Raw genomic sequence first — 12,481 nt, forward strand, 5'->3', positions numbered from 1 at the left:
CACCAGTCAGCGTATTAAAGGCAATCTTTGAAAATCCAAGTATTTCTAAAGCTGTGACTGATTTCAATAATGATTGGTATTCAGTATACGGAGAAGATAAAGGTCTTTGTGATATGTAAACATTGAGGAGAAAATTCTCCTCAATGTTTTTTTCATGTTCTATAATAGAAATAGGAGCGTGATAATATGAGCAAGATGATTGGTGCACCAACAAGATATAGACAGGGAAAAGATGAATTAAAGTGTCTTGGTGATGATTTAAAAGATTATAAAAGAATAGTTGTAATTACAAGTGAAAACTTGAAAGAGATGTTTATACCTCAGATAGAGGAAAGCTTACGTGAACAGGAAATGACTGTTGTATTGTTTCAAAATGAATGTAGTATGAGTGAGATTGAAAGAATACAACATATTGTAAAAGAAACGAATGGTGAAGTAATTGTCGGTGTTGGTGGAGGTAAGGTATTAGATACCACTAAAGCATGTGGTTATTATGCGAAAAAGCCTATTGTCATTATACCTACTGCGGCAAGTACGGATGCCCCATGTTCTTCTTTATCGGTGATTTATCATGATGATCATACGTTTGATCATTATTTATATTTACCTAAGAGTCCAGATCAAGTAATTGTGGATACACAGGTCATTGCGAATGCCCCAGTAAGATTACTGAGAGCGGGTATTGGTGATGCCTTTAGTACTTATTTTGAAGCAAAGGCTTGTTATGTAAGTCATAGTGAGAATTGTCTTCATAGTCAAGTGACAAGAAGTGCTTTCGCAATATCTAAGGCTTGTTTTGATATTGTTTATTCTTATGGATTACAGGCTGTAGAAGATTGTAAGCAGCATAAAGTCACAGAAGCACTAGAAAATGTGATAGAAGCTAATATTTATTTAAGTGGTATTGGTTTTGAGTCTGGTGGAGAAGCAGTCGGACATGGCCTGCATAATGCATTCACTCTTATTCCTGAAACAAATAGTAAGATGCATGGTGAAAAAGTGGCTTTTTGTACACTTGTACAATTGGTATTAGAAAATACACCTAAGGATACATTAAAGAGCTATTATGAGTTCTTAGAAGTATTAGAGTTACCTACTACACTTTCTGATTTAGGGATGAAAGAAGTAGATGAAGAAGCATTACTGCATGTATGTTTAGAAGCAGTTAAAGAAGGATCTACTACATTAAATATGCCTTTTGAAGTGACTTCAAAGAATTTATTAAAAGCTATTATCAAAGCAGATCAATACGGACAGAAATGGAAAACCTCTGGAAAATAATCCAGAGGCTTTTCTATTAGAAATACAATTTTGCGATAATCGCAATTAGAACGATAATGATAACTACAAGACTATATGCCACTGTCATCGCGCCATAGCCTTGCCAGTCTTTTTGAAGTTCTTTTGTCTTTTCTTCTGAAATGACGCGTTTCTTTTTACTCATAATCATCATCCTTTCTTTCAAGTTTTATATCTATTTATATTATATACTACTTGTTAATTAACATATATATATCCAATTTTTTTAAAAAAAATTTAATATAAAAAGCTATCAGATGATAGCTCTAAAATTCCATTACTTCTAAATCATCAGGAACATATATATTGCCTGTATAATAGTGTGCACCTTCTGCCTTGTAGAGTTTTTTACGATTGTCTACATGATCATCTTCTGTATGATAGAGTACAAGATTCTTAATATGAAGTTTTTGCGCAAGTTCACAGGCATCTTTCACTGTTGAATGATGCTTTTCATAAGGATGTCTGAAGTCTCTTTCTTCATATAAACAGAATGCTTCATGCAAGAGTACATCCGCATTCTCTGCATAGACTTTCTCTTCTTCACAATAAGGTTCATCACCACAACATGTGAGTTTCTTACCATCATATTCCACCATGAAACCAAACTGTTTGGCTTTAGTTGAATGGATATCAAAGAAAGTGACTGGATGTCCCATAATTTCTTTAACTTCTTGATCCTTCACTTCTACTAAGTGAAGTCTTTTTCCAATTAATGCACTCTGCTTTGGTACAAGAAGTGTATTTGCCATATCCTTTAAAATATGAATGACTTCATCATGACCATAGATATAAGCATCACCTTCATATTTACCTGCATTCATAAACTGTGTAATCATACGCATCATCCAGACCATTCCTAATAGATGGTCAATATGCTTATGTGTTAAAAAGATATGCTTCATATCCTTCCAGTCATATCCTGCTTTTTTTAGCTGAGTGAGGATCTGGTTTCCTCCTCCTGCATCAACCATAAAGTATTGATGGTTGTCTTCTAAGACGAAACATGTGTTATAAATCTTAGTGACTAAGGCATTCCCCGTGCCCAGCATTGTTAGTTTCATGTTCTTCCTCCCAATTTACTCTTATAACATATCAAATATGAAATAAGACCAGATATTCCGCCTACCATAATACCACCTAGAATATCTGTTGGATAGTGCACCATGAAATAATTACGACTTAGTCCCATTAATGCGACAAAGATAAAGACAAGCCAGCTGTATTTCTTATTGCATGTTAAGAATATACACATCATAACTGCCATAGTAGCTGTGGTATGTCCTGAAGGGAATGAGAATTCTCCATAATGTAAGCCTCCTACATACTTCCACCAGTTATAGTATTCGTCTACACCGGATAAATAAGGACGATGACGTCCTATCGCATTCTTTAAAAAGAGACTTGTAAAGATTGCCCCTATCGCAAGACTAATAAGAATACATATACCAAGTTTTCTTGTCTTTTTAAAGTAGATGAGGACAAGGGCTAAGCCAATAAAGAAGATTCCTTTATCCCCAAAATAAGAGATAAAGCGGAAGAATGGTGTAAGTGCACCATTAGTTGCTTCGGCTAGATGGTGAAGGAAATGAAGAAGTGTATAGTCATATAATTGTCCTAATTCTCTCATCTTTTCTTCAAGTCCTTATCTTCAATTGCGCTAATAACGCGACATGGATCGCCTCCTGCAATCACAAATGGTGGAATATCATCCTTTACAACTGATCCTGGTTCTATGATAGATTCTCTATTGATTTTTACACCTGGATAAATAATGCTGTTTGAACCAATGCACACTCCTTCATAAATACGTACTGGTAGTGTACTTTCTAATCCTTTTGCGCGGTCCTGACTACTAGCTGGTGTAACTGATGTGAGTATTGTGACATTATATCCAATAGTCACATTATCACTGATAGACACTATTCCACTATCATCAATTAAGAGATTGTCTTTAGAATAGAAGTTCTTTCCAAGTGTGATGTTGTAGCCATATGTGCAATGAAAAGGCTGTTCGATAAAGGCTTCATTCCACTCATTTAATAGCTTATCTAGTATGAGATTGATATCATCTCTTTTTAGTGGTGAAAGATTGTTTAACTCATGACAGAGACTCTTACAATAAAGACGATCATTATAGAGTTCTTCAGAAAAAGGCTGATAGAGTTCACCAGAAATCATATCTCTTTTTGTATCATTCATTTTTCATCCTCCTATAGTAATATTGAATCTGTTTGTATAATGCGCCACAGTCATATGTCGCAAAGACCTGTGGATCAATCACATCTACATCTTTATGTGTGAGTGATGCAATAGAATCCTTTTTATAACGCATCTGTGGTGCTAATAATACAAGGTCATAGTATAGACATTTCTTTTCTACAGTATGAACTGCTGCCCCTTCTATGATCAATGGGAGATTGTTTTTTAAAATATAGTTCTGCATCTTTTCTTTAAAGAATCCTGATGTCATTCCCCCACTACAGCATAATATCACCTTCATTGGTTCTACTTTTTCTTCTATAAGTTTATTGATCATACATTGATATAGTTCTAAGGCAATAGGAAATGTAGTCAAGGGAAAATGAAGATAGAAGATCTGCTTATCATTGCTGATGATTTTTTCTTCTATCATGCCTATATCATGAAAGTGAATCAATGCTGTGCGTGATTGATAAGTGATGTGATATTCATTGTCATTGAATACTGTTTGAAAGCGAGAATCATCTTTTAACTGGAAATAGAGATAACGTTTATAAACTTCTAGATTTTCTTTTTGATAGAACGAATCAATCATGTTTGTATTCCTCTAGAAGTGTTTTAAATGTATCAATATCTTCTTTAATGAGATCAATAGAACTCTGCCAGAATGATTCATCTGTTAAATCAATATTGAGTGTAGCGGCAATATCTTCTAAATCCATCTTACCTGTAACTGATAGAAATGTTTCATATTCTCCTGGGAAGTGTTCAGGGTCTTGTTGGTAACGGACATAAAGTCCTTTCGCAAGTAACAAACCAAAGGCATATGGGTAGTTATAGAATGAATAGTCTGAATCATAATAGTGAGGTTTCCATGTCCACATATATGGATGGAGATAGTTATGATCTAATCCATCACCATAGGCTTCTAATTGTGCTTGAATCATGATTTTCTTTGTTTCTTCAGCACTGACTGGTCCTTGTTTTCTTGCTTCAAAGAAGCGGCTTTCAAATAAGAAACGGGAATAAATATCACAGATTACCTGTATTGCATTACTTAATGTATTCTCTAATATCATAATCTTTTGAGTGGGTGTTGCTGATTTTAATGCACCTTTTCCGACTATTGTTTCACAGAAGTTAGATGCTGTTTCTCCAATAGGCATTGGATAATGGGTATTTAATATTGTTTGATCACCTAAACATCTTCCATGGAAACCATGACCAAACTCATGGGCTACAGTAATCACATCAGAAAAATGATTTCCATAGTTGAACAAGAAACGACTTTGTTTCAAACTTCTAATATTTTCACAGAATGCACCACCTACTTTATTTTCTCTTGGATAAACATCAGCCCAGTGATTCTTAATTGCATGAGTCGCAAAATCACCTAAATGTTTTGAGAATGTGTAGAACTGATCAATGACAAACTGAGACCCTTTCGCAAATGAATATTCTTCATCATCTTCAACAACAGGTGCATAAAGTTCAAACCAAGGTAAACCATTTTGATAACCTAGATAGTCTGCCTTGATTTTAAGGTATTCTCTTATTTCTGGCATATTCTTCTTCATAACAGAAAGTAATGTATTAAGAGTCTCCATCTTTAATCGTGATTTGATACATGATTCTTCTAATGGTGATTCATAACCTCTCAGTTTACTTGTATAGAGTACTTCTCCCTTGATTCCACTTAAACATGTCGCAATCGTTTCTTCATATGGTTTATAGGCATCTAGTTCTACAAAATAAGCTTTCATTCTTGTCTGCTTATCTGGACTATGAGCCATATTCAGTACTTCAGCCAAAGGATATTCATGTCCATCAATCATAATCTTAATAGATGATACAACCGCATCCTTATGCTTCATCCAGGCATAAGAACCTGTATTTTTCATATGGGCTATGATTGATTCCTGTTTTTCATCTAAGCGATATTTTTGATTATGTTGAATCTCTTTTAAAATATACTCATGTTCCTTGATAAAAGGATCCTGGCAACTATCTAAATCAAACTCAGCAATATAGGCATTATTCTTAATATCCTCTCCTACCATTGAGGCCGTTATATTATTTAATTGGTCAAGATAACGTGCTGCTTGTGCATCATCTGTATGAGCTGATAAAGAAAGTTGTATAAAAAAATGCAGCCTTTCTATTCTCTTTTCAATCTCTATTTTTGTCTCTATTATTTTATGTAATGCATCTTCTGTTTTCTTGCTTCTATAAGCGGAATAGTTCTTATTTAAGTCCTTAAGTGTGTTTAAATCTTCTTGAAATTTTTTGTCTTGAAATGACGTATATAGTGCATCAAGATTCCATTCGTTCATTTTTAATCATCTCCTAATTGTATTATACCTTATCTCTCTTTTGTGTTAAACTTATCTTGGGTGATAAAAAAATGATAAAAGAATTACAAAAAAGATTAAAAGAACAAAATATCAAGTTCTATTATGTGCCTACTGATGATGATCATCAGAGTGAAATTGTAGGCGAACATGACCAGTTTAGAAAGTATCTAAGCGGCTTTACTGGTTCTGCAGGAGTCCTAGTTGTAGGACAGGAAGAAGCATGGTTATGGACTGATGGACGTTATTTCATTCAGGCTGAAAAAGAACTCTATCCTGGTATTAAGCTCATGAAGATGGGTAATGCAGATGTTCCTAGCGTGAAGGATTTCCTCATTGATCATCTTGATGATGGTGATGTACTTGGCTTCAATGGTAAAGTAACAACTGCTTCATTTATCATTGATTTGGATGAAGGCAGAGAAACTGATTTTGAATTAAAAGACATCGATATAACTGATATATGGACTAATCGTCCAGAACGTTCTCATGAACCAGCTTATATCTATGATGTGAAGTATCATGGCCAAAGCACAGCACAGAAGCTTGAATGGATTCGTGGTTATATGGAAGAAAATGAATGTAATGCGCATATCATTACATCATTAGATGATATTGCATGGACATTCAATATCAGAGGTAAGGATATTCCTCATTCTCCAATGGCTATGGCATTTAGTATTATTACTTTAGATAATGCTTATTTATATCTTCAGGATGGTACTTATGATGAAACAATGATTGAAGCTTATAAGAATGATGGTATTGAAATCCGTCCTTATGATGATATCTATCTAGATACAAAGAGATTAAGTGGTCAGGTACTTGTAGACCTAAGTGCTATCAACTATGCCATCTATTCATTTATTGACTGCGAAATCATGGAAGGATCTAACCCATCTCAATACTTTAAGAGTATTAAGTCAGATGTAGAAATTGAAAATACAAAGCATGCACATTTAAAAGATGGTGTGGCTATGACTAAGTTCATGTATTGGTTAAAGACTTCTATGCCTGATGATGCGACTGAATGTTCTATTACTGATAAGTTATTAGGCTTTAGAGAAGCACAGGAATTATTTACTGATATTTCATTTAATACAATTACTGCTTATAAAGAAAATGCCGCATTAATGCATTATCATCCATCTCCTGAACATGATGTTCATGTTAAAAAAGAAGGTATGCTTCTTATTGACTCAGGTGGACAGTATTTAGATGGTACAACTGATATTACACGTACATTCATCTTAGGTGAAATCAGTGAGACTGAAAGAAAATATTTCACATATGTATTAAAGGCTATGTTGAAGATGCAGGAAGCTGTTTTCTTATATGGTGCAAATGGTATCTGGATTGATGGTCTTGTAAGACATGAGTTATGGAAGCAGCATATTGATTTCCAGTGTGGTACAGGTCATGGTGTTGGTCATTTCTTAAATGTCCATGAAGGACCAAATGATGTTAGACCACGTTTACGTGATCCACGTAAGCCTTCTGCAATTCAGGAAGCAGGTATGATTACAACGGATGAACCTGGTGTCTATATCGAAGGTCAGTTTGGTATTCGTTTAGAAAATGAATTATTATGTGTTGAAGATATCAAGAATGAGTATGGTCAGTGGATGAAGTTTGAACCTCTTACTTTATGTCCTATTGACTTAGATGGTCTTGATGTTTCTTTACTAACAACTGATGAAAGAGAAGCATTGAATAAGTATCATGAATTCGTAAGAGAATCATTAAAGCCATACTTAACTGATGAAGAAAATGAATGGTTAAAGACTTATACAAGAGGTATTTAATATGAAGTACTATGATCTACCAAAAACTGATTTAAAAGTATCTGAAATCGCTTTGGGCTGCATGCGTATTGCAGATAAAAGTGTTGAGGAAGTAGAAGAACTTGTGAAGACTGCATTAGATTGTGGTATTAACTTTTTTGATCATGCTGATATTTATGGTGGAGGAAAGTCAGAAGAGTTATTTGGACAAGTTCTTGAAAAACATCCTGAATATCGTGAAAAGATGATTATTCAGACAAAGTGTGCGATTGTACCTGGAAAACGTTATGATTTTTCTAAGGATTATATTATTAATGCAGTCAATGGCTCATTAGAAAGACTTCATACTGATCATGTAGAAATTCTTCTATTACATAGACCTGATGCATTATGTGACCCTCAAGAAGTTGCAGAAGCATTTGATGAACTGTATGTTAGTGGCAAGGTCAAATACTTTGGGGTATCTAATCATACACCAGGACAGATTGCCTTATTACAGAAGTATACAAAGCATCCTATTATCATTAATCAATTACAGCTTTCTATTGTGCATTCTGTGATGATTGATAGTGGTATGAACATGAATATGAAGGAAAACTTTGCGATTGATAAGGATGGCGGTGTGCTTGATTATTGTCGTTTAAATGATATTACTATCCAGGCCTGGAGTATTGTGCAGGCATCATGGGCTGAAGGCACTTTCTTAAATCATCCGGATTATAAGAAATTAAATAATGTTCTTGATGATCTAGCAAAGAAATATAATGTTACTCCTGCCACAATTGCGACTGCATGGATTTTAAGACATCCTGCACATATTCAAGCTATTACTGGTACGACTTCTCCTAAACATTTAATTGAAACAGCAGAAGCTGCAAATATCGAATTAACACGTCAGGAATGGTATGATCTTTATCTAGCAAGTGGTAAACCTTTACCATAAGGAGGTCCGAATATGAAAGTACTTATGATTAATGGAAGTTCCCGTAATAATGGCTGTACACGTGCAGCTTTAGATATTATGGCTGAAACATTCAAAGAAGAAGGTATTGAAACAGAAATCATCTTTATTGGCAATCAGCCTATTGCGGATTGTATGAACTGTAAGAAGTGTGTAACTGAACATCAATGTGTATTTGATGACGTTGTCAATAAAATCACTACAAAAGCAAAAGACTGTGATGGCTTTATCTTTGCCTCACCTGTCTATTATGCTCATCCAAGTGCAAGATTACTTGCGGTATTGGATAGAGCCTTCTATTCAAATAAAAGTGTCTTTGTATATAAGCCTGGGGCTTGTATCTTTAGTGCAAGACGTGCTGGACAGGTGGCAAGCATGGATGTTGTCAACAAGCATTTCAGCATTTCTCATATGCCTATTGTATCTGCCAATTATTGGAATGAAGTCTTTGGAAGTGAACCTGAAGATGTATATAAAGATGCCGAAGGTGTTGCGACTATGCAAAACATCGCAAAAAATATGAGCTGGCTTCTGAAGTCTATTGAAGCAGGTAAAAAATCTGGTCTTGAAAGACCAGAACTCTCTACTGGACATACAAATTTCCATCACTAAGAGAAGAATTTTTCTTCTCTTTTTTGTACATTTGTAAGCGCTTGTTATATTGACGATTGTTTATATGAGGAATAGAATACAGTTGTATATGGGGAAAGAAGGCATTTCAATGAGTAACTCTATCGTGATGCGATTAATCAAGTGTTTATCAGTAATTATGTTAGTGATTGGCTGTGTTCAGCCAACTTCTGTACAAGCTTATTCACCTGTTCTTACAGAAACAGTTCAAGGCAAAGATTATCCTGAGCAGAATAGTTTAGAACTTTTTGTGATTACTGTATTAGTCACAATTCTTATTCTATTTCTCATTGGATTAGTTCATAAGGATTTAAAGATATAAAAAAAGAGATGTTGAACATCTCTTAGTCAGCAGGGAATATAACCCCTGCTTTTTTTCTTGCCTCAGTAAGTACTTCCATAACAACTAATGTATCCTGCAAAAGTACTTCCATTTTCTCTTTATCATTTGTTTCAATAATATTCTTTAATTCCACAAATTCATAATACATACGGTTATGTGGTCCGTTTTCGTTATAAGTCACTTCTTCCTGCTTATTAAAAGCCATCTGGAATTCAGTAATCTGACTTGATGGACTTCTCATGACAATATAACCTTCATCTCCCTGAATAGTAGAAGATAGCGGTGCCTGACAATCCTTTGCTGCAACACAGACTGCTTTCATATAACCATAATCCATAACAAGCAAACCTGATGTATCAATACCTCTTTCAATATTTGGATAATAATCCACATTTTCTGGTTTACCAAACAGTTCCATAATAAGATTGATGTTATACACACCTAAATCCATTAAAGACCCACCTGAATGTTTTGGATCAAACGCAGGGGCAATATCTCCCTTTTTAAAACGATCATATCTTGATGAATACTGTGAGAAGTTAAAGTTAATCACACGAATATTGCCTAATTCCTTTACCTTTTCTTTTAATAGATATGTGTTAGGGAAGAATCGATTAGGGATAGCTTCTAAAAGGAATAGATCCTCTTTTTTAGCGATTTCCTTGAGTTCTAAAGCCTCTTTGAGGTTAGTCGTGAATGGTTTTTCACATATTATATTTTTACCTGCAAGAAGTGCTTTTTTAGACATAATGAAATGTAAATCGTTTGGTACAGCAACATAGATAGTATCAATGTCCTTATTTTCCAGCATTTCTTCATAACTTAAATAATAACGTTCAATAGGATATTGAACACAGAGATTCTTTAAATTATCTTCATTACGTGCTGAGATACCTAATAATTCAATACCACTTAATTCATTAAACATTTTTAAAAAGTCTTTGACGATCATTCCTGACCCTACAATACCAAGTTTCATAATAATATGTCCTCCTACTTTAATCCTTTGATTGCATCTTCTAATATCTTCATCTGTAATAGTGTTTGTTCCTTAGTAACAAGCTGTGGCTTATGATGGATGATTGTTTCATACAATGCATCATAGTAGTAACCATAATCACCTTTCACAGTTTCTACTTTTTCTTCATGATAATGCCCCTCTTCATCATAGATAAGAGTGCCATAATCAGCTGGCGAGTCTAAGCCAAAGTCATCATGTTCATAAGGCATATAGAAATGTTTCAAATCCGCTTCCTGACGGTCTTTTTTTGTTTTAGTGAACATTCCCTTCTTACCATACAAAACAAAGCTAGGACGCTCAATAATACGGAAATATGATGATTTTACAGAGACCTTAAGTGTTCCATAATAAAGATCTAAATCAAAGTAATCATTCATACGTCCTGTACCTAATAACTGGCGTACATCATAATGTGCATGATCTGGTTTACCAAAATAAGAGATGACCTGATCTAAGGTATGGCAAGCATGACCATAGAGGTAAGAATCAATCATTGAGAATTCATGAATGTTTTCTGGTACTTCTGGTCGATAGTAATCAAAATGCATCTCTAATTCTAGTAGATCACCTAGTTTGCCTGATTCAATGACCTTCTGAACAGTGAGAAAATCACTGTCAAAACGTCTATTTTGATAACATTGAAGCATGAGTCCTTTAGACTCAGCTAAATCAAATAGTTCTTTTGCCTGTGCATAACTCGCTGCGAATGGTTTTTCTACAACACAATGTTTTCCTGCTTCTAATACTTTCTTTGCATATTCATAATGTAAGCTTGATTTTAATGTGACCACAATAACCTGAATATCTTTGTCATGGAGTAATTCATCTAAGTTATCTGTATAGTGAATGCCTTCTATTTTCTTCCATGTATCAAAGTGAATAGAACGGTTATAGATTGTCTTTACTTTAATTTTATCTTTTCTAGTGAGTACAAATGGCATATGGTAACGATTCGTGCTTTTGCCATTTCCAATAAATCCAATAGTAAGTGTCATATGTATTCCTCTCTTCTTTATACTTCTATTTTTCAATATTTGTATATGAATTACAAGTATTCACATTAGAATCGTAAAAAAAGTACGTAATAGATGTGAATAACTTTTTTTAGAGAGAACTAATAGTTCGCACAAAAAAAAGAACCCGAAGGTTCTTTTACGCTTTAATAATTTTTAATACTGGTTCATTCTTTTCTAATAATCCAAATAAGAATGCACCGATTTCTAATACAACAACTTCACCTACAAATACATATACTGCATTTAATAAGAATGGTGTATGGAATGCAAGTGTTAATTCGATACCTACAATGATACCGTTTATTAAACCACCTAAGATACCACCAACATAACGGTTAGATACTTTGTTCATTGCGATAACTGCAAGTAATGTCGCAAATGTACCAAATACCATGTCATAAGCACCAAGGGATGATGGAACGTTCGCAATGAAGCATCCTAATACTAATCCTGGGATATATTTCTTATTGTAGAATGCAAGGAAGATCATTACTTCTGAAATTCTCATCTGCACCTGACCATAAGAAATTGGCGCTAAGCCGATAGTAAGTGCTGCGTAGACTGCAGCGATGACTGCGTTTAATGCAATCGTTTTTACGTCTAGTTTTTTCATATTCGATTTTCTCCTTCTTCTAAAGAACAGTTAGAAGCCAAACATCATGAATTATGTTCATATGTTCTTAGTTTTTTATACTGGGTTTGGCTCTCGAACCAGTTCTCAACTACTATATCATTTATATATATAGGAGACAAGAAAAAGAGTAAAAAAAAACGAGTCAAGCGGTACTTGACTCATCGGCTCATCGCATTTTAAATTGCGACCTGGCAGCTTGCTATTGTCGCGTCTTCACACTATCGTCGCCGTTATGATGCT

General features: G+C 34.4%; 14 protein-coding genes and 1 riboswitch. Of the genes, 5 read left to right on the forward strand and 9 right to left on the reverse strand.

What is annotated here, in order from left to right; translation table 11 throughout:
• Positions 1-186: 186 nt before the first annotated feature.
• Complete coding sequence (locus QZQ55_RS08900) at positions 187-1,281, forward strand: glycerol dehydrogenase (protein WP_295092509.1); 1,095 nt, start codon at positions 187-189, stop codon at positions 1,279-1,281.
• Between the two features lie 16 nt (positions 1,282-1,297).
• On the opposite strand, the gene QZQ55_RS08905 is transcribed toward QZQ55_RS08900, so the two are convergent.
• The 6 genes from QZQ55_RS08905 to QZQ55_RS08930 form a co-directional block, all read right to left on the reverse strand.
• Complete coding sequence (locus QZQ55_RS08905) at positions 1,298-1,444, reverse strand: hypothetical protein (protein ID WP_022424163.1); 147 nt, start codon at positions 1,442-1,444, stop codon at positions 1,298-1,300.
• Between the two features lie 121 nt (positions 1,445-1,565).
• On the reverse strand, positions 1,566-2,363 hold the full coding sequence (locus tag QZQ55_RS08910) for an MBL fold metallo-hydrolase (RefSeq protein ID WP_295092512.1): 798 nt from the start codon (positions 2,361-2,363) through the stop codon (positions 1,566-1,568).
• The gene (locus QZQ55_RS08915) at positions 2,360-2,929 is read right to left on the reverse strand and encodes a phosphatase PAP2 family protein (RefSeq protein WP_295092514.1); all 570 of its coding nucleotides are present in this window, start codon (positions 2,927-2,929) and stop codon (positions 2,360-2,362) included. The genes QZQ55_RS08910 and QZQ55_RS08915 overlap by 4 nt, the downstream gene beginning before the upstream one ends.
• Positions 2,926-3,501, reverse strand: a complete 576-nt coding sequence (locus QZQ55_RS08920; RefSeq protein WP_295092517.1) for a maltose acetyltransferase domain-containing protein — start codon at positions 3,499-3,501, stop codon at positions 2,926-2,928. The genes QZQ55_RS08915 and QZQ55_RS08920 overlap by 4 nt, the downstream gene beginning before the upstream one ends.
• Positions 3,494-4,096, reverse strand: coding sequence for a PTS sugar transporter subunit IIB (locus tag QZQ55_RS08925; protein WP_295092520.1), 603 nt, complete (start codon positions 4,094-4,096; stop codon positions 3,494-3,496). The genes QZQ55_RS08920 and QZQ55_RS08925 overlap by 8 nt, the downstream gene beginning before the upstream one ends.
• Positions 4,089-5,834: a M3 family oligoendopeptidase gene (locus QZQ55_RS08930; protein WP_295092523.1), complete on the reverse strand. Its 1,746-nt coding sequence runs from the start codon at positions 5,832-5,834 to the stop codon at positions 4,089-4,091. The genes QZQ55_RS08925 and QZQ55_RS08930 overlap by 8 nt, the downstream gene beginning before the upstream one ends.
• A 71-nt stretch (positions 5,835-5,905) precedes the next feature.
• On the opposite strand from QZQ55_RS08930, the gene QZQ55_RS08935 reads away from it, so the two are divergent.
• The 4 genes from QZQ55_RS08935 (at position 5,906) to QZQ55_RS08950 (ending at position 9,549) form a co-directional block, all read left to right on the forward strand.
• Positions 5,906-7,657 carry an aminopeptidase P family N-terminal domain-containing protein gene (locus QZQ55_RS08935; RefSeq protein ID WP_295092526.1) on the forward strand — a complete coding sequence of 584 codons (1,752 nt, stop codon included), beginning with the start codon at positions 5,906-5,908 and terminating at the stop codon, positions 7,655-7,657.
• 1 nt (position 7,658) lies between these two features.
• Positions 7,659-8,579, forward strand: coding sequence for an aldo/keto reductase family oxidoreductase (locus tag QZQ55_RS08940; protein WP_295092529.1), 921 nt, complete (start codon positions 7,659-7,661; stop codon positions 8,577-8,579).
• A gap of 12 nt (positions 8,580-8,591) precedes the next feature.
• Positions 8,592-9,209, forward strand: a complete 618-nt coding sequence (locus QZQ55_RS08945; RefSeq protein WP_295092532.1) for a flavodoxin family protein — start codon at positions 8,592-8,594, stop codon at positions 9,207-9,209.
• A gap of 109 nt (positions 9,210-9,318) precedes the next feature.
• Entirely contained in the window at positions 9,319-9,549 is a 231-nt protein-coding gene (locus QZQ55_RS08950) for a hypothetical protein (protein WP_295092534.1), read from the forward strand.
• A gap of 22 nt (positions 9,550-9,571) precedes the next feature.
• On the opposite strand, the gene QZQ55_RS08955 is transcribed toward QZQ55_RS08950, so the two are convergent.
• The 3 genes from QZQ55_RS08955 to QZQ55_RS08965 form a co-directional block, all read right to left on the reverse strand.
• A complete protein-coding gene (locus QZQ55_RS08955) occupies positions 9,572-10,549 on the reverse strand; it encodes a Gfo/Idh/MocA family protein (protein WP_295092537.1) in 978 nt (325 codons plus the stop codon).
• A gap of 14 nt (positions 10,550-10,563) precedes the next feature.
• The gene (locus tag QZQ55_RS08960; RefSeq protein ID WP_295092540.1) at positions 10,564-11,586 is read right to left on the reverse strand and encodes a Gfo/Idh/MocA family oxidoreductase; all 1,023 of its coding nucleotides are present in this window, start codon (positions 11,584-11,586) and stop codon (positions 10,564-10,566) included.
• A 157-nt stretch (positions 11,587-11,743) separates the two neighbouring features.
• A complete protein-coding gene (locus QZQ55_RS08965) occupies positions 11,744-12,220 on the reverse strand; it encodes a QueT transporter family protein (RefSeq protein ID WP_270398817.1) in 477 nt (158 codons plus the stop codon).
• A 61-nt stretch (positions 12,221-12,281) separates the two neighbouring features.
• Positions 12,282-12,328: riboswitch (PreQ1 riboswitch) on the reverse strand.
• Positions 12,329-12,481: the final 153 nt, after the last annotated feature.

This window comes from uncultured Catenibacterium sp., assembly GCF_900540665.1.
In the GTDB taxonomy this organism is placed as follows: domain Bacteria; phylum Bacillota_I; class Bacilli_A; order Erysipelotrichales; family Coprobacillaceae; genus Catenibacterium.

Excerpts from the sequence above, each read along its gene's own strand:
- QZQ55_RS08900 (WP_295092509.1), top strand. The coding sequence starts at position 187 with ATGAGCAAGATGATTGGTGCACCAACAAGATATAGACAGGGAAAAGAT.
- QZQ55_RS08905 (WP_022424163.1), bottom strand. The coding sequence starts at position 1,444 with ATGAGTAAAAAGAAACGCGTCATTTCAGAAGAAAAGACAAAAGAACTT.
- QZQ55_RS08910 (WP_295092512.1), bottom strand. The coding sequence starts at position 2,363 with ATGAAACTAACAATGCTGGGCACGGGGAATGCCTTAGTCACTAAGATT.
- QZQ55_RS08915 (WP_295092514.1), bottom strand. The coding sequence starts at position 2,929 with ATGAGAGAATTAGGACAATTATATGACTATACACTTCTTCATTTCCTT.
- QZQ55_RS08920 (WP_295092517.1), bottom strand. The coding sequence starts at position 3,501 with ATGAATGATACAAAAAGAGATATGATTTCTGGTGAACTCTATCAGCCT.
- QZQ55_RS08925 (WP_295092520.1), bottom strand. The coding sequence starts at position 4,096 with ATGATTGATTCGTTCTATCAAAAAGAAAATCTAGAAGTTTATAAACGT.
- QZQ55_RS08930 (WP_295092523.1), bottom strand. The coding sequence starts at position 5,834 with ATGAACGAATGGAATCTTGATGCACTATATACGTCATTTCAAGACAAA.
- QZQ55_RS08935 (WP_295092526.1), top strand. The coding sequence starts at position 5,906 with ATGATAAAAGAATTACAAAAAAGATTAAAAGAACAAAATATCAAGTTC.
- QZQ55_RS08940 (WP_295092529.1), top strand. The coding sequence starts at position 7,659 with ATGAAGTACTATGATCTACCAAAAACTGATTTAAAAGTATCTGAAATC.
- QZQ55_RS08945 (WP_295092532.1), top strand. The coding sequence starts at position 8,592 with ATGAAAGTACTTATGATTAATGGAAGTTCCCGTAATAATGGCTGTACA.
- QZQ55_RS08950 (WP_295092534.1), top strand. The coding sequence starts at position 9,319 with ATGAGTAACTCTATCGTGATGCGATTAATCAAGTGTTTATCAGTAATT.
- QZQ55_RS08955 (WP_295092537.1), bottom strand. The coding sequence starts at position 10,549 with ATGAAACTTGGTATTGTAGGGTCAGGAATGATCGTCAAAGACTTTTTA.
- QZQ55_RS08960 (WP_295092540.1), bottom strand. The coding sequence starts at position 11,586 with ATGACACTTACTATTGGATTTATTGGAAATGGCAAAAGCACGAATCGT.
- QZQ55_RS08965 (WP_270398817.1), bottom strand. The coding sequence starts at position 12,220 with ATGAAAAAACTAGACGTAAAAACGATTGCATTAAACGCAGTCATCGCT.